Origin of the sequence: Pseudomonas sp. TH34 (genome assembly GCF_016650865.1) — a bacterium.
Classification (GTDB): domain Bacteria; phylum Pseudomonadota; class Gammaproteobacteria; order Pseudomonadales; family Pseudomonadaceae; genus Aquipseudomonas; species Aquipseudomonas yamanorum.
The window spans coordinates 1-21,283 of the sequence record NZ_JAEKFB010000028.1 but is presented as its reverse complement, the minus strand read 5'-3'; the positions used below and the strand labels follow the sequence as shown (position 1 = coordinate 21,283).

Annotated in this window: 19 protein-coding genes and 1 pseudogene; 16 read left to right on the top strand and 4 right to left on the bottom strand. The window is 55.3% G+C overall.

Going from position 1 to position 21,283, the window contains the following annotated elements; all coding sequences use genetic code 11:
- Positions 1–116 precede the first annotated feature (116 nt).
- The 3 genes from JFU58_RS20985 (at position 117) to JFU58_RS20975 (ending at position 3,929) form a co-directional block, all read left to right on the top strand.
- Entirely contained in the window at positions 117–1,517 is a 1,401-nt protein-coding gene (locus JFU58_RS20985; protein ID WP_201142083.1) for an aspartate aminotransferase family protein, read from the top strand.
- Between the two features lie 70 nt (positions 1,518–1,587).
- Entirely contained in the window at positions 1,588–2,955 is a 1,368-nt protein-coding gene (locus JFU58_RS20980) for a glutamine synthetase family protein (protein WP_017480305.1), read from the top strand.
- Between the two features lie 224 nt (positions 2,956–3,179).
- Positions 3,180–3,929, top strand: coding sequence for an SDR family NAD(P)-dependent oxidoreductase (locus tag JFU58_RS20975; protein ID WP_177025382.1), 750 nt, complete (start codon positions 3,180–3,182; stop codon positions 3,927–3,929).
- Here JFU58_RS20975 and JFU58_RS20970 read toward each other — a convergent pair.
- A complete protein-coding gene (locus JFU58_RS20970) occupies positions 3,926–4,846 on the bottom strand; it encodes an AraC family transcriptional regulator (RefSeq protein ID WP_201142081.1) in 921 nt (306 codons plus the stop codon). The genes JFU58_RS20975 and JFU58_RS20970 overlap by 4 nt on opposite strands.
- 187 nt (positions 4,847–5,033) lie before the next feature.
- Between JFU58_RS20970 and JFU58_RS20965 the strand changes: the two genes are divergently transcribed.
- The gene (locus tag JFU58_RS20965; protein WP_201142079.1) at positions 5,034–6,137 is read left to right on the top strand and encodes a DmpA family aminopeptidase; all 1,104 of its coding nucleotides are present in this window, start codon (positions 5,034–5,036) and stop codon (positions 6,135–6,137) included.
- A gap of 4 nt (positions 6,138–6,141) precedes the next feature.
- Here the strand turns inward: JFU58_RS20965 and JFU58_RS20960 are convergent, their stop codons facing one another.
- Positions 6,142–6,924 (bottom strand): helix-turn-helix transcriptional regulator, encoded by a 783-nt coding sequence (locus tag JFU58_RS20960; RefSeq protein ID WP_201142077.1) that lies wholly within the window; start codon positions 6,922–6,924, stop codon positions 6,142–6,144.
- A gap of 124 nt (positions 6,925–7,048) precedes the next feature.
- Between JFU58_RS20960 and JFU58_RS20955 the strand changes: the two genes are divergently transcribed.
- The 8 genes and pseudogenes from JFU58_RS20955 (at position 7,049) to JFU58_RS20930 (ending at position 14,272) form a co-directional block, all read left to right on the top strand.
- Positions 7,049–7,864, top strand: a complete 816-nt coding sequence (locus tag JFU58_RS20955) for a carbon-nitrogen hydrolase family protein (protein ID WP_201142075.1) — start codon at positions 7,049–7,051, stop codon at positions 7,862–7,864.
- Between the two features lie 38 nt (positions 7,865–7,902).
- Entirely contained in the window at positions 7,903–9,003 is a 1,101-nt protein-coding gene (locus JFU58_RS20950) for a polyamine ABC transporter substrate-binding protein (protein ID WP_201142073.1), read from the top strand.
- Positions 9,004–9,357: 354 nt separating this feature from the next.
- Positions 9,358–9,981, top strand: coding sequence for a hypothetical protein (locus JFU58_RS20945; protein ID WP_201142071.1), 624 nt, complete (start codon positions 9,358–9,360; stop codon positions 9,979–9,981).
- Positions 9,974–11,848, top strand: coding sequence for a helix-turn-helix domain-containing protein (locus tag JFU58_RS20940; RefSeq protein ID WP_201142069.1), 1,875 nt, complete (start codon positions 9,974–9,976; stop codon positions 11,846–11,848). The genes JFU58_RS20945 and JFU58_RS20940 overlap by 8 nt, the downstream gene beginning before the upstream one ends.
- 14 nt (positions 11,849–11,862) lie before the next feature.
- Complete coding sequence (locus JFU58_RS20935) at positions 11,863–12,606, top strand: ATP-binding protein (RefSeq protein WP_242488307.1); 744 nt, start codon at positions 11,863–11,865, stop codon at positions 12,604–12,606.
- Positions 12,607–12,686: 80 nt separating this feature from the next.
- Positions 12,687–12,848: a hypothetical protein gene (locus JFU58_RS32315; protein WP_242488306.1), complete on the top strand. Its 162-nt coding sequence runs from the start codon at positions 12,687–12,689 to the stop codon at positions 12,846–12,848.
- Positions 12,848–13,258 (top strand): annotated as a pseudogene (locus tag JFU58_RS32645) (hypothetical protein); the annotation flags it as partial. The gene JFU58_RS32315 and the pseudogene JFU58_RS32645, both read left to right, overlap by 1 nt.
- Before the next feature lie 42 nt (positions 13,259–13,300).
- The gene (locus JFU58_RS20930; RefSeq protein ID WP_242488305.1) at positions 13,301–14,272 is read left to right on the top strand and encodes a hypothetical protein; all 972 of its coding nucleotides are present in this window, start codon (positions 13,301–13,303) and stop codon (positions 14,270–14,272) included.
- Positions 14,273–14,291: 19 nt separating this feature from the next.
- Here JFU58_RS20930 and JFU58_RS20925 read toward each other — a convergent pair whose 3' ends face one another.
- Complete coding sequence (locus tag JFU58_RS20925; RefSeq protein ID WP_201142065.1) at positions 14,292–15,521, bottom strand: hypothetical protein; 1,230 nt, start codon at positions 15,519–15,521, stop codon at positions 14,292–14,294.
- A 1,137-nt stretch (positions 15,522–16,658) separates the two neighbouring features.
- Between JFU58_RS20925 and JFU58_RS20920 the strand changes: the two genes are divergently transcribed.
- The 4 genes from JFU58_RS20920 (at position 16,659) to JFU58_RS20905 (ending at position 20,840) form a co-directional block, all read left to right on the top strand.
- Positions 16,659–17,897 (top strand): ImmA/IrrE family metallo-endopeptidase, encoded by a 1,239-nt coding sequence (locus tag JFU58_RS20920; protein ID WP_201142063.1) that lies wholly within the window; start codon positions 16,659–16,661, stop codon positions 17,895–17,897.
- 106 nt (positions 17,898–18,003) lie between these two features.
- Complete coding sequence (locus JFU58_RS20915) at positions 18,004–19,614, top strand: adenylosuccinate synthetase (protein WP_201142060.1); 1,611 nt, start codon at positions 18,004–18,006, stop codon at positions 19,612–19,614.
- 12 nt (positions 19,615–19,626) lie between these two features.
- Positions 19,627–20,280 carry a DUF7002 family protein gene (locus tag JFU58_RS20910; protein WP_201142058.1) on the top strand — a complete coding sequence of 218 codons (654 nt, stop codon included), beginning with the start codon at positions 19,627–19,629 and terminating at the stop codon, positions 20,278–20,280.
- Between the two features lie 5 nt (positions 20,281–20,285).
- Entirely contained in the window at positions 20,286–20,840 is a 555-nt protein-coding gene (locus tag JFU58_RS20905; RefSeq protein ID WP_201142056.1) for an AAA family ATPase, read from the top strand.
- Between the two features lie 140 nt (positions 20,841–20,980).
- Here the strand turns inward: JFU58_RS20905 and JFU58_RS20900 are convergent.
- The coding region (locus JFU58_RS20900; RefSeq protein ID WP_201142054.1) for a tyrosine-type recombinase/integrase at positions 20,981–21,283 on the bottom strand (303 nt) is incomplete at its 5' end.

Below are 21,283 nucleotides of genomic sequence, written 5' to 3'. Positions count from 1 at the left end.
CCGAGGTTTATAAAAGCGCGATGTATCAAAGAACAGTTGAGTTCTTTGAGCGGTATCCGGCTGTCATTCAGCAACGAACTTTTAATTAATTTGGTAATTAACATAGGGTATTGATCATGTCGAAAAGTGGAATTAGTGAATCAGCGATTGCTGCTTTAACCGCTTCCGAGCGTGCCCGGTTTATAGAAAACAACCCAACTTCACTGGCGCTGGCCGAGCGCGCCAAGGCGAATCTGTTCAACGGTGTGCCCATGCACTGGATGAGCGACTGGTCGATGCCTTCGCCGCTCTTTGTCCAGCGTGCAAAAGGGGCGCGCTTCACCGACGTTGACGGGCATGAATACATAGACTTTTGCCTGGGCGACACCGGCACGATGTTTGGCCATTCACCTGATCCTATTGTCCGCGCCATAACCGAGCAGGCGAATAATGGCTTGACCACGATGCTGCCGGGCGAAGACGCGGTGATCTGCGGCGAATTGCTGGCTCAGCGATTCGAGCTGCCTTACTGGCAAGTGACCGCCAATGCGACTGACGCCAACCGGTATGTGCTGCGCTGGGCGCGCGCTATCACCCAGCGCAACGTCTTGCTGGTGTTCGATGGCTGCTACCACGGCACCGTGGATGACGTGATGGTGCGCTACCGCGATGGCAAAACAGTGCCCCGTTCAGGTCTTGTGGGCCAAGCCTACGACTTGAGCCAATACAGTCGATCCATCCCCTTCAACGATGTCGCCGCACTGGAGGCGGCGTTAGCCCAGGGCGATGTGTGCGCGCTGATGTGCGAGCCGGCAATGACGAACATTGGCATGGTCCTGCCGGATCCGGGGTTCATGCAAAAGTGCCGGGAGCTGACCCTTAAATATGGCAGCCTGTTGGTCATTGATGAGACCCACACTATTTCCACCGGCCTCGGTGGATGCACTCGCCAGTGGGATTTGAAACCCGACTTTTTCGTGGTGGGTAAACCCATTGCCGGTGGCGTGCCTTGCGCGGTGTTTGGCGTTAGCGAGCCAGTCGCCTCGGCCATGCGCGACGTCCAGAAGACCATCAGCGAGGAGAGCGGCGGGCATGGCCACAGTGGCATGGGAACGACGCTGTCCGCCAACGCACTGGCGATGCGTTGCATGCGCGTCAGTCTCGAAGAGGTCATGACGGAGTCTGCGTACGAGCACATGTTGCCCCTGGCCTCAAGGCTGGCCCAGGGATTTCGAGGGTTGTTCAAGCGGCACCAACTGAACTGGTCTGTCACAGAGTTGGGCGCGCGTTGTGAGTTTCAATTCTGTGCTACCTCGCCAAGAACAGGCGCGCAAGCCGAGGCGGCTTTTCATGACAGCCTTCAAATGGCGCTGCATCTTTATCTGATCAATCGCGGAATCCTGATCACGCCTTTTCACAACATGACCCTGTGCTGTCCGCAAACAAGTGATGCGGATATCGACAGGCTGATCGGTGAGTTGGATAACGCGCTTTCCACGCTGCTTGCCCTACCTGGAGCGCGGGTTATCCCTTCATAACTGCACGCCTGAAAACGCCATTGTTCTTAAATACTGTCCAGTCGTTTGAATGAGCGCCAAGAGGTTTGACATGCAATTTGCTGATAAAAAAGAGGCCGTAGATTATCTGGCCGCCCACCCTGAAGTACTGAGCATCGAGTTGTTTCTTATCGACGCAAACGGTGTTCCACGCGGCAAACTGTTGCATCGCAACGAACTATTGGCGATCTACGAAAGTGGTCGGCCGCTGCCAAGTTCCATTCTCGCCTTGACCGTGCAGGGTGAAGACGTAGAAGACACTGGCTTGGTCTGGGATGTCGCTGATGCCGATTGCTGGACCTACCCGTTAGCGGGAAGCCTGACCTTGCAACCTTGGCGCACTCATCCCACAGGCCAAGTGCAGGTAAGCATGCACCCGACCCAAGGCATTCCCGCCGCACCGGCCGACCCGCGGCACGTACTGGTGCATGCCATTGACCGGCTGAAAGCCGATGGATTCCACCCGGTAATGGCCGTTGAATTAGAGTTCTACCTGCTGGACCAACAACGCGATGCCAATGGTCGGCCGCAGCCAGCGTTGCAGACCAATGGCGTCCGCCCTCAGGCACCGCAGGTTTATGGCATTTACGAGTTGGAGCAGCTTCAACCTTTTCTTGATGACCTCTACGCTGCGTGCGCGCTACAGGGGCTGCCGGTACGTACGGCCATCTCCGAGTACGCTCCAGGCCAAGTCGAATTGACGCTGGAGCATCGTTTCGATGCGCTTCAGGCTATTGATGAAGGCGTACGTTACAAACGCCTGGTCAAAGGTGTAGCCAACAAACATGGACTACAAGCGTGCTTCATGGCCAAGCCGTTCAGCGACCAGGCCGGCAGCGGTATGCACCTGCACGTCAGCCTGGCCGACGAGGAGGGTAATAACCTGTATGCGAGCGAAGACCCACAGGGTACGCCACTGTTGCGTCACTCAATTGGCGGGATGATGGCGACCCTGTTTGACTCGCTGGCAATATTTTGCCCCCATGCCAATTCCTATCGCCGGTTCCAGACCGGTAGTTACGCGCCGTTGGCCAAAAGTTGGGGAGTAAACAATCGCACGGTGTCGTTCCGCGTCCCCGGAGGCCCCGCAATAAGTCGGCACATCGAACACCGCATTTGCGGGGCCGATGCCAACCCGTATCTTGCCGCTGCCGCATTACTTGCGGGCATTCACTACGGCATCACTCGTCAAAGCGATCCCGGCGCGGCGATTGAAGGAAATGGGTATGAACAGGCAACTGATTTCCTGCCTACTGACTGGCTAACAGCGTTGCAGGCCCTGCAAGATTCAGCTTGGGCACACGAGGCGCTGGGAGCCGAATTCCTTAAAGTGTATCTGGCGATCAAATGGCGCGAGTTCCGTAAATTCAACGCCGAAGTCGGGGAGCAGGACTGGCGCTGGTACCTCACGCACGCATAAGTGTCGGCCCGTCAGTATGACCTGATAATGGAGCGCTGACGGCACCGACTCAGCTGTATTTACGAACACATGGGACTGCGTACTGAGGGAAATCACGCCCGCGTCACCGCGTATCGCGGCTGGACGATCGCGAAGCTTTTTTGGAGGACTGGCTATTAACCCGCCTGGGCGTTGCTCCTAAGCTGGACTGACTGATTTTCAGCCAGCAACAGAAGGGTGTGAACATGAAAAAGCTGCACAAGAAAGTCGCTCTGGTGACCGGTGCCTCCAAAGGCATCGGCGCGGCGATTGCCAGGCAATTGGCCAAGGATGGCGCCACCGTGATCGTTAACTACGCCAGCAGTCGTGAGGATGCCGACCGCGTGGTCGAACAGATTCTGCAGACTGGCGCCAGGGCCTACGCAGTGCAGGCCGATGTTTCCAACAGCACTGACCTTAAGGCTCTGTTCAAAACCATTGTGCATGAGCATGGCCACCTCGACATCCTGGTCAACAATGCCGGCGTCTATTCGACCAACCCGTTGGCTGACATTACGCAGGAGGAGTTCCACCGCCAATTCAACCTCAACGTCCTGGGGCTGATTCAATGTACTCAGGCAGCGGTTGAGGTATTCAATTCGGCGGGTGGCAGCATCGTCAACATCAGTTCCAGCGTTACCTCGTTCACACCGGCCAACTCGACGGTGTACACCGCGTCCAAAGCGGCGGTCGATGCTATTACCCGTACCTTGGCCAATGAGTTAGGCCCCAGGAATATCCGTGTCAATTCGGTCAACCCAGGGTTGGTCGTCACCGAAGGCGTGCATGCCAGCGGCTTTTTCGAAGAGGCTTTCCGCCAGAAGATCGAAGCCATTACGCCGCTGGGCCGCATCGGTCAGCCCGAAGACATTGCACCCGCCGTCGCGTTCCTGGCGTCGCCGGATGCAAGCTGGATTACCGGTGAAACCCTGATAGTCGGCGGCGGCCTGCATTAAGCCTGGGCGGTGTGCTCGCGCACATAGTGACGGGGCGACTGCGACATGACGCGCTTGAACGCCGTGCTGAAGGCGCTCTCGGACTCATAGCCCAATGAAAACGCGATGGTGGAAATGGAGTCATCGGAGCTCTTCAGCCGGTCGCTGGCCAGCAACATGCGCCAGCGCGTCACGTACTCCATCGGTGCAGCACCGACCACCTGCTTGAAGCGCAATGCGAACGCCGAGCGCGACATGGTTGCCAGCTGCGCCAGTTCCAAGACACTCCAACGATGGGCCGGGTCAGCATGGATCGCGCTCAGGGCGACGCTGAGGTGACGGTCGGCCAAGCCGTAAAACCAACCGACGCCACTGCTGTCCAGGTTCGCCAGGTGGGTACGCAGCACCTCGACCAGCATCAGGTGCGCCAAGTGTTCGTTCATCAGTGAGCGGCCAGGGCGCTTCTGCTGCAGTTCCGAGGTGAACCGCTCCAGCGCCCAGCGCAGGATCGATGCCTGCGGTTCATTGGCCTGCACGTGGACCAATGAAGGCAGGCTGCTGAGCAACAACTGGGCGGGTACACCGCTGAAGTCAAAGCGGCCACCGACCAGCTGGATGTCGTCACCGCCGTAATGCAGGGCCAACTCGTCCGCCGCGAGCGTTCGAAAGTGTCCGTCGGAGTTCATCACCGCTTGGGACAAATCGCTGTAGAGCGAAAAAGGCATGCCGCGGGTCATGAGAAAACAATCGCCCTGGTGAAGGCGCTGCGGCTGCCGTTCGCCTTCCACATGCAACCAGCAACTGCCCTTGACCAGCGCCGTGAACTTGATGCCTTCGCGCTCAGGAAAGGTGAATGCCCAATCGCCGCCCAAGGAGAGTGTGGCGGAGTGGTAATTACGCACCCTCAACAATGAAAGGACGTCGGACAGAGGATCCATACATCACCTGGCTGGACGGAAAATAAAGTAATCAGCAGTTTATAACAGAGCTAATCCAGATCTTACGCCTAAATGGACCTGATGCCGACCTAACGCCCCCGGGGTAACAATTGGGGGTTATCGCCAGCGGCCAGTCCCCAACCTAGACTCGCAGCACGTTATTCACTCGATTATTGAGAGTTAAAACATGCGCTTACGAGACCTTGGCATCGCAATCGGTACAGGCACACCTGGGGTGTTCAACGGCATCACTGATGTGCCCGGTGTAAGGGTGGGTCATCACACACTCAATGCTGAAAGCCGCGATGGCTCGATACACACCGGTGTGACCATCATCGAGCCGCGGCCGATTGCGGCCCATTTGGCTCCGTGTTTTGCCGGCGTTCACGTACTGAACGGCAACGGTGACGCCACCGGCCTTGAATGGATTCGCGAAGCGGGTTTGCTGACCACGCCGATTGCCTACACCAACACTCACAGCGTCGGCGTGGTACGCGATGCGCTGGTGGCCGCAGAGCGCGACATGGGTAAGCAACACACCTACTGGTGCATGCCGGTGGTGCTGGAAACCTACGACGGCATCCTCAGCGATATCTGGGACCAACACGTCAGCGCCGAACATGTTCACGCCGCCCTGGCCGATGCCCGCAGCGGCCCGGTGCAGGAAGGTTGCGTCGGCGGCGGCACTGGCATGATCTGCCATGAGTTCAAAGGTGGTATTGGCACGTCATCGCGGGTTCTGAGCAGCGAGGAGGGCGGTTGGACCGTCGGTGCATTGGTGCAGGCCAACTATGGTGTGCGCGATGCATTACGTGTCGTGGGTTACCCCGTGGGCAGCGTGTTGAAGGACATACCTTCGCCCTACAGCGGCCCGGTGAATGTTGGCGTGCCCGGCATGGGTTCCATCGTGATCACGATCGCTACTGATGCGCCATTGCTGCCTCATCAGTGCACGCGCCTGGCCCAGCGCGCGAGTATCGGGTTGGCACGGGTCGGCGGCGGTACGGAAGACGACAGTGGGGATATCTTCATCGCGTTTTCAGTAGGCAACAGCGGCCTGCCGGTTGCCAATCTGGGCCATCCGGGCCCCGCGACGACGCCATTGAAAATGGTCAACAACGACTACATGACGGCCTTGTTCGTGGCCGCAGCGGATGCTGTGGAGGAGGCGATCCTCAACGCGATGTTGGCCGCCGACGACGTGCAAGGTCGCGGCAGAAAAGCACTGGCACTCAAGTCTGACCAGTTGTTGGCGGCGATGGCGAAAGTCGGTTGGGCACCTCAGCCTTGAAGGCCTAGTCCTGAGCCTGGAGAAACAACAGGAATAGCTCAGACTGGGACTTGATCCCCAGCTTATTGTACAGGTGCCGGCGGTGCACCTTCACGGTCTCGGCCGAGATCGCCAGCTTGCGCGCGATCTCTTTGTTCGAGCAGCCACTGAGCATCAATTGGGCAACCTCGGCTTCGCGGACCGACAGTGCGGAGCTGATTTGCGGCGTGGGTGACTGCAGACGCTCCTGCCAGTCCGCTGCCGGTTCCGGTGTGCTCTTGAGTTCCTGTTCAAACACACAACGCTGGCGCATCAAACCGGCCACCCACGGCTGGATCAGCCTCAATAAGGCGATCTGCTCCTGGCTGAAGCGGCAGTGGCTACCCAGTGACAGGCTCAGGGTCCGCTCAAGGTCCAGTTGCACGTTTATATGAATCTCGTCAGCCACGACGTTCAGGCGAAAGTAGCGTTGGTAATAGTCGGTCTGCTCGAAGCATTCCGGGGCGACATCATCCAGTTGGAACAGCCCGCTTTTCGGCGATTCCCGATTGGCCAGGTAAAAGGGATCGAGCAGGTAGAGCCCTTTGAGATAGTCCTGGAACAGCGAATCGCTGCTGCCATCTTCATTCTGGGATTCGGCGAGAACCTGAGGCCTGCCGTCGCTGAAGATCAGCACCACCCAGGTGTCCAGCGGCACATATCTGCCGAGCAAGCGCGCCATTGATCGCCAGAAGTGCGGGCGGTCCAGGGTCTCGATCAACCGGCCAATCGAGTCATGCCAAGCCACGTCCTGCAACGTCAGATTCATCTCACTACCCATTCGGGGGTACCCCATCGAAGTGATTTTTTGCCAGGTGGGTACAGCCCATACTCATTTCAGGCCTGAGTACACACGGTGTCAGCACGGCCTCAACTATACGCAAGGATCAGCCATGAACATTGAACTCATGCAGTTAGCCGGTCGTGATGGCGATACCGCCTATAACCTGAGGCGTACCTTGGAAGCCATCGCCCACTGCGACGCGGACACCGACCTGTTGGTGTTTCCTGAAACCCATTTGATGGGCTTCGTCGCCGGTGATCAGCTGGCAACGGTTGCAGAAACCCTCGAAGGCCCGACGCTGCAAGCCGTGCAACAGGCAGTACGCGAACGGGGTGTTTCGGTGGTCATCGGCCTGGTCGAGAACGATGCGGGCGTGTTCTACAACACTTCGGTACTGGTTACGCCTGATGGGCTCTCACTGGGTTACCGCAAGACACACCTGTGGCCCTCGGAGCGGGGCGACATCACTCCCGGCGACCGCTTCGGCACGGTGCTTTTCAAAGGTGTGCGTATCGGCATTCTGATTTGCTACGACATCGAACTGCCGGAAACCGCACGCGCACTCGCCCAACTGGGCGCAGAGTTGATCATCATCACCAACGGCAACATGGACCCTTACGGCCCGGTGCATCGCACCGCGATCATGGCCCGAGCCCAGGAAAACCAAGTGTTCAGCGTGATGGTCAATCGCGTGGGGCAGGGCGATGACGGCCTGGTGTTTGCCGGCGGCAGCGCTGTGGCCGACCCGTTTGGCCGTGTGCTGTTCGAAGCCGGGCGCGAGGAAACACGGCAAATGATCAGCCTTGACCTGACCCAAGTCCAAGCCGCCCGCGCGGATTATCACTACCTCAATGACCGCCGCCTGACGCTCCCCGGTGAGACCGTGGAACACGCCGACGGGCGCCGTGAATGGCTGATTCGCTGATCTCGCTTTACCCCTCATAACAATAATCGGGAGTTCTCATGATCGTCATTCGATGCATGCAATGGAGTCTGGCTGCGGTCTTCAGCAGCCTGGTGCTTTGCGCTCAAGCCGCAGAACCGAAAGTCAATATCTACAACTGGTACGACTTTATTGCCCCGGACACGCTGAAGAACTTCCAGGCGCAGACCGGTACCCAGGCCGCGTATGACGTGTTCGATAACAGCGAGGTCATGCAGAGCAAACTCATGGCCGGGCGCAGTGGTTATGACGTGGTGGTGGCCACCGGCGACCTGTTGCCGAACCTCATCAAGGCCGGTGTGCTCAAGGAATTGGATCGCGCGCAACTGAGCAATCTGTCTCACCTTGATCCGGATATTCTGGCGAAGGTGCAAACCAACGACCCGGGTAATCGCTACGCCGTGCCTTACTTGTGGGGCACCACGGGAATTGGCTATGACGTCGATAAAGTCCGGGCGATCCTGGGCAGCGATGCAACGGTCAACTCGTGGGATTTGATTTTCAAGGAGGAAAACCTCGCCAAATTGGGTGAATGCGGCGTGGCTATGCTGGATGCGCCAGGCGAGATCATCCCCATCGCCTTGCATTACCTGGGCTTGCCCTATAACAGCCAAAATCCTGATGACTATTTAAAAGCCCAGGCGTTGCTGCTGAAGCTGCGCCCGCATATTCGCTACTTCGATTCTTCACGGTTTATTACGGACTTGGCCAACGGCAATATCTGCGCCGTAGTGGGATGGGCCGGCGGCGTAATGGACGCTAAGAAAGCTGCCGACGCCGCCGGCAATGGCAGGAACATTCAGTACAGCATCCCCAAGGAAGGCGCGCCGGTCTGGGTCGAAAGCCTGGTGTTGCTCAGCGATGCGCCGAACCCTCAGCAAGGGCTCGCATTTATCGACTATATGCTGCGCCCGGAAGTGATTGCGCAGTCCTCCAACTATCTCAGTTACGCCAACGCCAACAAGGATGCCCGGAGCCTGGTTGATGAAAAGGTCAGGGACAATCCCGGTGTCTATCCTTCGAAAGCGGTGCTGGATACGCTGTTTCCTTTAGAGCCGTTGCCGCTGAAGTTGGAGCGGGTGCGCACGCGGATCTGGAGTAAGGTCAAAAGTGGTACTTGAGGCAGCGGCAAGGTGAAGTGCAAGGACACGGAGGTTGAAGAAAAACCCTTGCGACATTGTAAAATAGAAACTTTAAAAATTTGAAACTTTCTATTCAAGGCTTTTCGCTTCCTGATAACTTCAAATTATATTGATTTTGAAAGCAAATAACAATAAAGGCCACGCCTTTGGTGGCTATTTTCGTGCCTAGTGTCTCGCGACGCAATAACCTTTGATATCTTTATTTCAAAAAGGTATAGCGACGAATGGTCTCTCGCCCATAATTCCACTGCAATATTGAAACTCCGGAGTGCATGTATAATTTTGAAACATTGTAAGCGCATGATTTATCATACAAAAGCTGAGAGCTAGAGCATGGACCCACTTTCTCACCCTTCAAGACCGGCAGGCGCTCCAGAGTTTGTCGTATTCAGCCATAAGCAAAACGAAAAAGTCAGCTTGTTCTGCCGTCCTACGCTGTGGCGTTTTGCCGAGGTAGAGTTTGACCCCTGGGTGAAAGAAGTGAGTGTCAACCAACGCTTCATCGAACTCGACGGAGGAAGGGTTCCAGTGGCGCTCGCTTTCGAAAATAGGCACGCTTCAGTCATTGTATTCTCCAAATTACACTTGGGGACTTGCACACCGGCTCAGGTTCAAAAGTATGCCGATGACAACGGCTTCCTCTGCGAAGTTTTGGATTTTCATTTTTTGAAATCTAATCACGCACGTTACGAAAACTATCTGCTGATGCTTTCCTACATTAATAAACACAGGGAGTCACTTACCGAGCGAAATTTACGGGGCGTTATCAAGTGTATCCCACGCCAGGAATTATCGCTGAATACAGCCGTGCAGGCGGCTGAGCAGGAGTTTTCCGAGAAAGGCGCAGCGCTGGTTTTTGAACTAATCAGACGGGGATATTTGATCGTCAAGAATTTGAGTTCGATCAAATTAAGTGGTGCCTCCCAGTTGAGCTATGGAGACGCCCCGCATGAGTGAACAACGGTTTTCCAGGTCAGAGCGCGTACGCGAAGGGCATGATTGTGACCGGTGGCGTTCGATTGACTTAACGACTTTGCCGGACAGCATTCGCGGCGCAACAGAAAATCGTATCAACGCGATCCGGGCCTTCCTAAAGGAGGGTGCCTCGCTTGAGGAAATTCAAGAAAAATACGGTATATCCCGTTCGACACTCTATCGAGCGATAGAGAAATGCGAAACGCTTGACAAAAACGGAAGTCCGGCTGGCTGGGTAGCCGCAATTCCCTATAAGCGAAGTGGTGAAAAAAAATATAATCGGACAGCTCCACCCGACTTATCATCTAGTCAAGGATATTCCGGGATCTTTACTCAATTCGTTGAAAAAAACCAAGATCTGGCGGACTGGTTAAGAGCGCAGGCTCGTAATTATAAACCCAGAAAATCGGGCGGAGACTATTTTATAGCGATTCACAAAAAGTTCGTTCGCAAGTGCGTTGAGTGTGGAATACCCGAAGATCAATATCCACTGAATCAAAAATCCAAAGGTATTAGTAGCCTCAGAAAATGGTTGCAAGAAAAACATCGGGAGTTGCGGGCTGAACGGGAGTTAACATCGTTTGAAGCCAATGAGGACGCCAGAGATATCGACCCCTCTGATATTTTAGAACAGGTGGAGGCTGACGGGCACAAGCTGGACATTCGACTGGTTATTCGTGAGACGGACGCTTACGGAGAACCGGTGGAATATGAAATTCTCAGGGTCTGGCTTGTTTGCCTGATTGAGAAGTTTTCACGGTGTGCGCTGGGCTATTCATTGGCATTAGGGCACAACTATGACCAAGTGGATCTGCTTACGGCAATCTACCGCGCGCTGAGTCCGCACACGCGCCCGCAGATATGTATACCCAATACCCGTTATCGCGGTGAAGGGGGCTTCCCCTCAGAAACTGCCGGGGCGTGGCAAACCTGGTCCACATTGAAACTGGACAACGCATGGGCTCATAAGGCGAAGCATGTGATTGAGGTCTTAACGGACAGGTTGGGTTGTGTGGTGGAATTTGGCAGGCCGCACACCCCAAATGACCGTCCCATCGTAGAGCGCTTTTTTCTCTACTTGGTACAAAATTTTTCTCATAGAGTAATCGGCACCACGGGCAGCGAATCCCAAGATGAGATAAAGACTCGCTTATCGCCAAAGTCAAAAAAACCGCTAAAGTTGTTACTGACTCTCGATGAGTTGGAGAGCGCACTAGATATTGTGATCTCTGATTATAACGGCCGACCACATTCGGCAATTCAGGGCCACACGCCTCTGGATCTTTACCTGTTGCGTTTGGGCGCCAGAGCGCTGCCACCGAACACGCTACCTATCCGCTTTCAGCATGAAGCGGCCTTTACGAAAGTTCGTGAGGTCAAGACGGTGAAGACCAATGCAAAGTATGGGGGCGCCTTCATCAATTTCGCCTACCAAAAGTATCGAAACGCGGACGTTCTGCGCAGTAATTCAGCGGGGCAGAAAATGATCATTGAGTATTCGCGCAGAGATGTCTCTTCGATCAACGTGCTAGATGAGTTCGGGGAGTTCATTGGTGTGCTTACACCGTCACCGCCTTACTCCACAACGGCGCACAGCTACAAATTGCAAACGGAGATTTCAAAGGCCGTAAAGGATGGGCAGTTTCGCTTTTCGGATAATGAATCATTCATCGAAGCGGTCCGAAGGTTCCAGTTGAAAGGCAACAAAATAACCCGAGAGAGCGCTACGAATCTCTACAAAAATACGGGGTCGGTCTCCTCAGTTCCACCATCCGACGAAGTTGCGCTGCCAGTGGAGTCTGTACCGCCAAACGATCGAGTTAAGCTCCTTAAAGTGTTCACTTTTTAACTACGAGGCTGCAAATGGACATCCAGGATACCCGGCCTATCGAAGTTGAGCTCCACCCCGTTTGTAATCAGCGCTACTTAATACCCACTTTTTCAATCGGTGAGACCTACGCATTGGTGCTGAAGGCTATCCGGCGCAGAGACTCAGGTTTAGTTATCTGGGGGCATACTCGTTACGGTAAGACTTGGGCGATGCTTTATTGCCAGCAATGCCTGGTACAGGATTTTCCGGATTTTCCAGTGGTTATTTACAATGCAAAGCGGGAGGTGTCCGCGACAAAAGGTAATTTTTCCAATTCACTGCTGGAAGTGGTCGGGCACAAGCAATGGAATGACAACGTTAGTATCTCGAACAAACACCACCGGCTTGTGAATTTTATGGAGCAAGCCGCGCTTAAGGATTCACGGCAAGTCTTTATTCTCTTTATGGATGAAGCTCAACGACTTCAGCAGCAACACTTCGACTGGATCAAAGATATCTACAATGATCTGAGGCTGAAAGGCGTGATTCTGCTGCCAATCCTGGTCGGGCAACAGCAGTTGCTGGATCAGAAAAAGCATTCCTCAGGGCCGGTGTGGAAGGTGAAGCCATCGTCAATCGATTCATGCTTTACGAGCATCCTTTCCGCGGCATACGTGAGAAAGAAGATTTTGCGACCTGCCTTGGTTTTTTTGACAGCACCCCCTATCCGGCCAACTCCTCCTGGACGTTCACCAAATTCTTTGTGCCGCAAGCCTATGCCAATGGGTTTCGGCTAGCGCATGTCAAAGACATCTTGTGGGATGCCTTTTGTGATGCCTATCAGGAGTTGAAGCTGAAAAGTAAGATGGAGATTCCCATGCAGTATTTCAGCAAGACCATAGAGATTATCTTGCGCGACAGTGTAGATCTGGATCAGCCGGGGTATACCATCACCAAAGAGTTCAGCTTGCGGTCTATCCGTGAGTCATGGTTTTTAGCCGCAACGCTCAATACTAAAGCTGCTGACCAGAACGCCTAATGATAATTGTCCCTGATATGAAGACGCTGAGCGTTGTGCCTCGGTACTGCCCGGTAGCTCCTCAGTACATAGTCTACGAATCTGCCTATTCTATTCTCAGTCGGTTTTCGCTCTACAACGTCATCCGAGGCGATACTCTAGTTAGGATCTTCGCCCCGCCAAAGGATCCGGCGGGCGGTAAGCGTAGCCGATGGCTAAACCTTGCTCATAGCGCTTCCGTTAATCCGGCGGCGCTTCAAGAGTGCTTTGCCCTAGATGGCGCTCAACGAAACTCCCTTTTTTTAGTCCCGTCGGCACTAACATTCAGTGATTGCGTCGCCACCACGTTAAGAGTGTGCCAGGTATGTCTGGCGCGTGGTGTGCATTATTCCCTCTTCCAGTACCTACTGATTCAGCAGTGTCCGATCCATCAAGTGGAGTTGACCCAGGCCTGTCGGACCTGCGGTGGGGCCATGGATTATTCACTGAACAGCGGGTTGTTCCATATGCCATACGGTTGCCATCATTGCGGTCGACTCTTGCGGCGCAAAGGAAGCAGTGGTGGATGGTCGTACTTGAATAAATCTGGGCTTGATCGTTTGACTTTAGCGCATCGAATCTTTGATCGTGGCAGGGACCGGAAGATCTATTTTGATATCAGTCAGCCCACCAATGTCTATTTCGATAATGCTGTGCAATTTTCCTCTGCCACCCAGGATTTCGCATTACATCAACGTGCGCTCTTCTTAGAAGTTCAGTGCAGCATTGCAGCAGGGCAGGGCAGGCCTGACGCCTGCTTTTACAGGACAATGAATATCGGCCGTCGCGTACCGGTTGAGGAGACGCTGAACGATGAGGCTGTCACCGCGCTTGTTTCAACGTTGAAATGTATCTTCCGGCAGATGAGGAAACGCTTTTTGCCTGGCATTAGGTTGAGCCACCAGCTGTTGGCTGGAATGTGGAGAAGCATTGAGGGGAGTGAAATCCCTAGACGAGGGTATCACTTGGTCGGCTATCTTGACTGGCTATGCTTTTGGTATGGCGTGCAGGCGCCAGCGGACTTGTGCTCGAAAGCGAGGCTATGCGTCATCGGGAAACTCAGAGCATGGCTTGACTCCAAGCGGATTCACGAAGTATTTACGCTATTAAAAGGAAGGCGCGAAAAGCAATGGCTGATATTGAAAATACTGGCTCATGAGGTCATCTATTTTATGGTCAGGCAATTGCAAACGTTATCCGCAGCTGCGCCCAGTGACTGTGCGACCCAATCAAGCCACGTAACCTATCACCGTACAATCCGCCCTGCTGCATGGGCTGTGGTTGTGCTGGCTAATGACGTAACTTGTACATTTCATTTTTCTGCTCGTTCCGCTTCAACTGAACTGAGTCGGTCGGGTATGAGTGCTGCAGAGCAGAAGGAGACGGTTGCGTCGCTGTCACGTTAGCCAATGCTGCGTAAGGTGATTAGCGCTCACGCCGACCCACTCCGGTTATGTTTTCATTACCCTCTTCGGAAATGAACACCCGACCGGTGCGAAGGCTGGAATTCTCCAGCGCGTTAGGTATGCCGAAGGCGTCTGCACCTTCCGATGCGGCCAAAGCCATTCTGGCGTTACGAATCGCGTCGTCCCAATCTACGTAGAAATAATGGTCGTCCAATGCTGTTGACGCTGCCTGCGGCAGCCCAGTCTCAACATCAAGCGAAAACTGGAGATTGACTACCTTTTTACGTTTTTCATCGAGTGATCTTACGACCGTGAGCTCACTGACAAAATCTTCCGGAAAGGGATCTGCGCTTGGACAGTAAAGGTCGATAGCTGGAGCGCAGTTCACGCTTGTCACCATGAGCGCAAAGCGGTAGCGGCGCTCCAATACGACGTCTATCGCATGTGCGTCCATCGCGAACTCGACCTGAGCATCCCCCATGCTGAACAAGTGATGATGCTTACCGTGGTACTCTACCAAGTGATGATGCCGACCTAACAACACCTGCAGTAGCATTGCAGTACCCTCCGTCAGGCGGGCCTTTTTATCGTTGCCGAATTGGAAGTGCCAATCATCGACGGATTCAAAAATCAGATCAGCACATTGTGTTCTCGCGAGGTCGGAGGTGGTGCATCCCGTTTCGTGCATCAGGCCAATCATCGCGAGATCTCTCACCCAGTGGTCCAAGCCCCGGCATGTATCGCCTACCAGTTCCAGGTATTCTACTGAGTGCAGTTTTGCCTGCGCCGTGAGCTCTGTGGTGTGGGCAAAGGACTTGGCTTGACGGTAGAGCTTTTTCATCTGGCAACGCAGGGGGTCCAGATTTTTGCCGAAGCGGTGTTCCTGCCAGTTCATGGCGGCGGCTATTCTAGAGGCGGCCTGGCGATTGCTCAGTCGACCCAAGCCCTTCAGTTCACGATTGATGAGCAAATCATCAACGTATAATGGCAGGTAGTAATTCCTAGGTTCTGTCGGCTCTGCCGGGCCTGGGTACAAACTGATATGTGAAAGATAAAAATAAACATATGCCTCCAATGGCAGAAGGCTATCACTGAGCGATTTGTACCGAGTGTGGCGCAACCATAAGTCGAAATGCTGAAGATAGCGCGCCACCTTACGCTGCCTGCGCATTGGTACGGTATGCAGCACAAAATCGGAGATATCCTGACCCAGACTGGGAATGAAGTAGAGTGTTTGCATTGGCGTCATGGGCTGTCCCGCTGGCAATCATCAACGACGGATCGTGGATTAAGCTTTAAGTCGCGCAAGTTCGCGCCTATCTGATCAAGCGAAGCGTCTTGATGCAGGGGCTCCTGGAGCAGGGCGCTGATTATCGGGCATGTTCACTGGCCTGTTGTCGCGGCCTAGGAGTAACCCCCCTTTGCATCCACAGCCTGGAATGGCATTCCAGGCTCTGCTGCCCCTACACACAACTCAGGGGTGACATCCAGCAAAGCCACGACGCGGGCCGCGCTGGTTCTTGAGTGCGCTGGCGCTCATGGTAGGCCTTTCTTCGCCGCACCTGACGGAGCTCAACTTCCAGGTTAGCAAACTCAGTGGCGACCATTGACTGGAATTGGTCGCGCAACGTGCAAGCGGCCCGCTTGTCACGTCATCTCCAAGTGATGAGCAACAGTGCATCGGTACATTCGTCCGCTACGCCTGTTCGTTCTTAATACGCTTTGACGGGCGGGTGCCGTCAGGCTGAGAATCCGTTTCGCGCTTCTCCTTGGCGCGTCGACTCTCCCGGAGGTGAGGTTGTCGACAGGACGCCTCGCCCGCAGGCCAGCGCCGCGCAGCCCGTGACCGGACAACGGTCCAGCGGGAGCCGCTGCGGACCCAACGCGAGGGGCTCCGCGCTGTTCCGCAGGGCCTGCGCCATTTGTCTGGCTGGGTGATCGCAGCCGATCAAAGGGTCTTGAGCGGCCATCAGGTTCCTGCTCTCCGGTGGAGGTCGACCCTTTGCAACCTTCGCACGGCGCGGTTGGGTGATGCTAGTAGGGGGCTTGAGGGGTGAAGCGGACGCGGCTTAACAAGGCGCGGGGCGAACAGCAGGCAGGGCGTTGGCTGATCGCCGCCGGCGCGCTTGCAAGCCCTCGCATGGTCACCCCGTGCCGGATCCTTGGCTAGCGGGAACCGCTTGTCGGAACCCACTCCGATCTGGCATTGTCGACGCGCTGACCTTTTTCGCTCACAGCCCCCGAACAGTGCGGCTGGGCAACTCAGTGGTAAGGCTTTTCGCCGAAGCGGGCGACTGATTCGGACATATGAGCACTTCACCCAGTTATGGAGACAAGCGACAATGGATGTGTCGACTCAGCTGCAGCCCTCAGGAAGCGTTTCTCTATGACTGCCAAATTTACCTGGACCAACCCTTCGGTGCTCAGCTTTGCCGAGGGTGAAGATCCTGTCATAGCGATGGAAAGTCGCGCCCGCCAACTGGTCCTTCAGGCAATGGACGATGGTTGGGGCGGCCCCCCCTTTGACCCTCTCGCGCTTGCCACTTTGCTCAATATCCGCACGGAAGCTCGCGGAGATATTCCCGACGCCCGTCTGCGCCCACTCGACAGTGGTCACCTGGTGCTGGAGTACAATCCCATGCGTCCTCGCGGCCGGCTGAGATTCTCCATCGCCCACGAAGTCGCTCACTCGTTGTTTGCCGACTGCAGTGAAGAAGTCCGCCACCGTAACGGCGACACGGCGAGTCGGCGAGACAACTGGCAGCTTGAAGTGCTGTGCAATATCGGCGCCGCCGAACTGCTGATGCCATTGGGAAGTTTTCCCCAGTTGGCGGACAGTGTCCCGACCATCCGCCAAGTTGCAGAGATCAGAAAAACCTTCGATGTATCGGTCGAGGCGTGCCTTATACGAAGCATTAAGCTCGCAACATCGCCCAGTGCGGCGTTTTGCGCCTCTTTCCATCCGGAGGATAATGCCTATCGAGTTGATTACGTCATTCCGGCCCCGGGCTGGAGTTGCCCGATCAGGCCCGGGCAATCTTTTGCCGACGAAGGCGTCGTCTCTGAAGCCAGTGCAATCGGGTTCACGTCGATTGGCGACGAAGAGCTGCAGGGCAATAGTTACCGAATCGAATGCATGGGCCTCGCTCCCTACCCTGGAAGCCTGGTCCCACGAGTCGTCGGTATTCTTCGTCCCAATCAAGACACCGAGTTCAATCATCCGTCGTTAAGTGAAGTGGTAGGGGATGTCCTGTCACCACACGGCAGCGGCCCGAGGCTTATCGCCCATGTGGTGCCTAACACTCCAGCACAATGGGGCGGACGTGGGTTTGCGCACCAGGTAAAAAAACAGTTCCCTAACGTCTGGAACCAATACAAATTAGAAACCGTGGCCGCAGACCGCATTCCTGCACTTGGCCAAGTTTACATTGGGGCACATCGTAATGGGATCAGCTTTGCGCACATGGTGGCGCAGAAAGGTTACGGCGCGATAAAAGGCCAGCGTCTGAGCTATGCCGCCTTCGCCGCCTGTCTGTCCCAAGTGCGAGAAAAAGCCCTTGAGATTGGTGCCTCTGTCCATATGCCCAGAGTCGGGACAGGGCACGGGGGGCAAACTGGGAGGTGATTAAAGAGCTCATCACTGAAGAGTTGGTTGACAAGGGCGTTCGAACAACTGTTTATCAACTGCCTGCCCAAGCCTAAGCGCTTGAGCCTACCGTCAAGGAAGTCGGATGAAACCCAAAGCCATCGTTTTATCTGGCCGTGTCGGCGCCGGGAAAACTACGTTAGCTCAGCTCTTGGTGGCGAAGGCGGGGGCAAAACTGATCAAGACGAAAGACTTGATTAAAGACGCTATCCCGAGCACGGGCACCTCTCGCAGAGCTCGCCATAATGCGGGCCTAAGGCTTGACCGGATGACCAACGGTGGCTGGCTCGCCAATACGCTCAGCTCACGTTTGATCAACGACAAAGACCTGACCCTGGTGGTTGTCGATGCGGTCAGGTCGGCTGAGCAAATCAAGTTTCTACGGCACAGCGGCTGGTTGGTGACCCACGTTCATCTGCAGGCCAGTGAGCACGTACTTGCCAAACGCTATGAGCAACGTGGTAGCGCCGCAGAGACGGCTGACTATGACGAAGTGGCTGGTTTTTCAACCGAGCGTCACTCTAACGCCTTGGCGAAAATCGCAGACGTGGTGATTGACAGTGATCGCTGTAATCGTGACGACGTCTACGCGCGAGTGATCGCTCGACTGGAAAACCGTCCCATCATTGCGCTGCCCATGGTCGATGTGTTGGTGGGTGGGCAATACGGGAGCGAGGGCAAAGGGAACATTGCCCACTATCTGGCCCCTGAGTACGACGTGCTCGTCCGCGTCGGCGGTCCCAATGCTGGGCACAAGGTTTATCGGATTGACGACCAGCCCTACACCTTCCGGCAGTTGCCCTCCGGCGCGTTGGGCAATAAAGACGCCACCCTAGTCATCGGCGCCGGCGCCGTGATCAGTTTGGACGTGCTGCTGCGAGAAATAACCGAGCTGGCACTCACCTTTGACAAGGTGATCATTGATCCACAAGCGATGATTATCGACCAGGCGGACATTGTGTGGGAGGAGCGGGTTCTTAAGACGGCGATTGGCTCGACGGCTCAAGGGATTGGGAGTGCCACGGCCAGGAAAATCCTGGAGAGGGTCCCCGATTCGAAAGTTCGCCTGGCTAAAGATATTCCCCACCTCAAGCATTACATCCGAGACTCCGTGGAGTTTTTTGCAACCTGCCTCTCGGGCGGGAAAAGGGTGATGCTTGAAGGGACTCAAGGGACCTCGCTCAGCCTTCACCACGGCTTTTACCCGCACGTGACCTCCAGGGCCACGACGGCCGCCGCGTGCTTGTCCGAAGCCGGCTTGTCACCCAGGCACGTGAGGAAGGTGATGATGGTCTGCCGAACCTATCCCATCCGCGTCGGTGATTCGGTGACGGGAATGTCTTCCGGTTTCATGAGCCAACCCATCGAATTCAGCGACATCGCCGAACGGTCAGGCATTCCGGTAGCAGAGTTTGCGCAAACGGAAGTTGGCTCGGTGTCGCATCGGCCACGCCGAGTCGCGGAGTTTGACTGGGCCCAACTGAGAAGGTCGTTGATCCTCAATGGTCCGACGGATATCGCCTTAACCTTTGCGGACTACATCGATATCAAGAACCGAACTGCCTTTCGCTATGAACAGCTTTCTGACCAAACCCTGCGCTTTATTGAAGAGATCGAGAAGGTCAGTGGAATTCCTGTCTCCATGATTTCAACCGCGTTTAATGAAAGAAACATCATTGATAGAAGAATGTGGTAACCAAGGATCATCATGCAGCTAGAGACCTTTATCGCCCATTATCCTCGCTTGTACCATATGGCCGAAGCCGGCACCTGGCCTTCTATTAAACAGCACGGCTTGCTGAGCACCCTCGCAGTGCTGGATCGGTATGGTATCGCTGGGCCTCAGCGCCTGGTTTTGGAAACCCAGCACCGGCCTAGCAAGGTGACGGTAGGGCCACTAGACAACGCTATCGTGCTAAGGGATCAGATCCCTATGCCGCCCAAGCGCCTTGAAGACGCGCTGATCGATGGAACCACCCCAAGCCAATGGTACAAGCTGATCAACAGCAAAGTTTTTATGTGGGCAGAGGAACACCGGCTGTTCAAACTGCTCAATGCGCGCAGCTACAAAAAGCTCACCCATGACGTGCTGACTATCGATACGGCGTCGCTGGTCAGAGATTACGCGGAGAAAATCATGGTGTGCCGCATGAACTCGGGTAACACGTTTCCCATGCCTCACGCGCGAGGCCTTGAGGATTTCATGAGCATCAGTGACTACCCGGTAAAACCCAGGTCTGGGGCACCGGCCAAGAAGGTAGTGGAAGTAGTCACGGACTACTCCATCCCGAACATCAAGGACTATGTGATCGAGGTTCGTTCGATACAGGGGCAAACCGTTTTGGGCCACATAGGCTTATAGCCGCGATGAACGATCTCTGCGTCCTTCTCATCAGCGGGCCACTGGCGGTGGGGAAAACCTCGATCCGCGAGGCCCTGATCGCCCGGCATGGGTATGCTGCCGTGCAGTCAAGTCCCTACCTGAGACAACTCGCGGAACGCCGGGGAATTACCATCGATCGAGCTAACCTTCAGAGCTTAGGCGACGCCCTGGACCTAGAGACTCAATACAGTTGGATCGTGAAAAATGTCGCCCTCCCTCAGATAGCGGCGACGCCTGAGCAACACCTTTGGGTCGTGGACTCGGTGCGAAAAGCGGAACAGGTCAGACTGTTTCGCGACTACTTCGGATCAGTAATCACGCATGTTCATTTCACTTGTCCTGAGTCGGTCCTGAAAAACCGTTACGACACGAGAAGTCGCCAGGAAGATGGCATTTCTTATGAGGACGCCATAAATCATCCCAACGAAATTTCGGCGCGCGGCCTTTCACAGATTGCTGACCGAGTCGTGGAACTTGAAACGCTAACCAGCGAAAAGGCCGCTGACATGGTTGCAAAATGGTCCAATCCGAGCAGTTGACCGGTACCTGCCTTAAAGGCCGAGAGTATTCCTACCCTTAGGGGAGCTTCTGGCGGATTTTTGACTGTTGCGAAGGGGCTGCGCGCTATCGATACGATCAACTGTTTAGTCGGTATTGGGAGAGTAAGTGTTCCGACCACTCACCTTGGGTGATTACCCTCCGGAGGTTCTTCGTCATCAGCGACCGATGACTTGAGTAGGGTCGTGGCTCGACTTTCGAGCAGTGCACCCGCTTGAAAGTAACCCATCACCGTGGTGACACTGCGATGTTCAGTCATGGCCATCACGTCGCCGAGCGGAACGCCCTGGCGCCCGGCCTCGGTGACAAACCCCGACCTTAAACTGTGCGCCGCCCAATTGCCGTCCAGCCCGGCCAATTGGGCGCGGCGTTGGACAATCCGCGCCACCTGGTCGCTCGACAGCCGATCAGCACTGACCTTGCC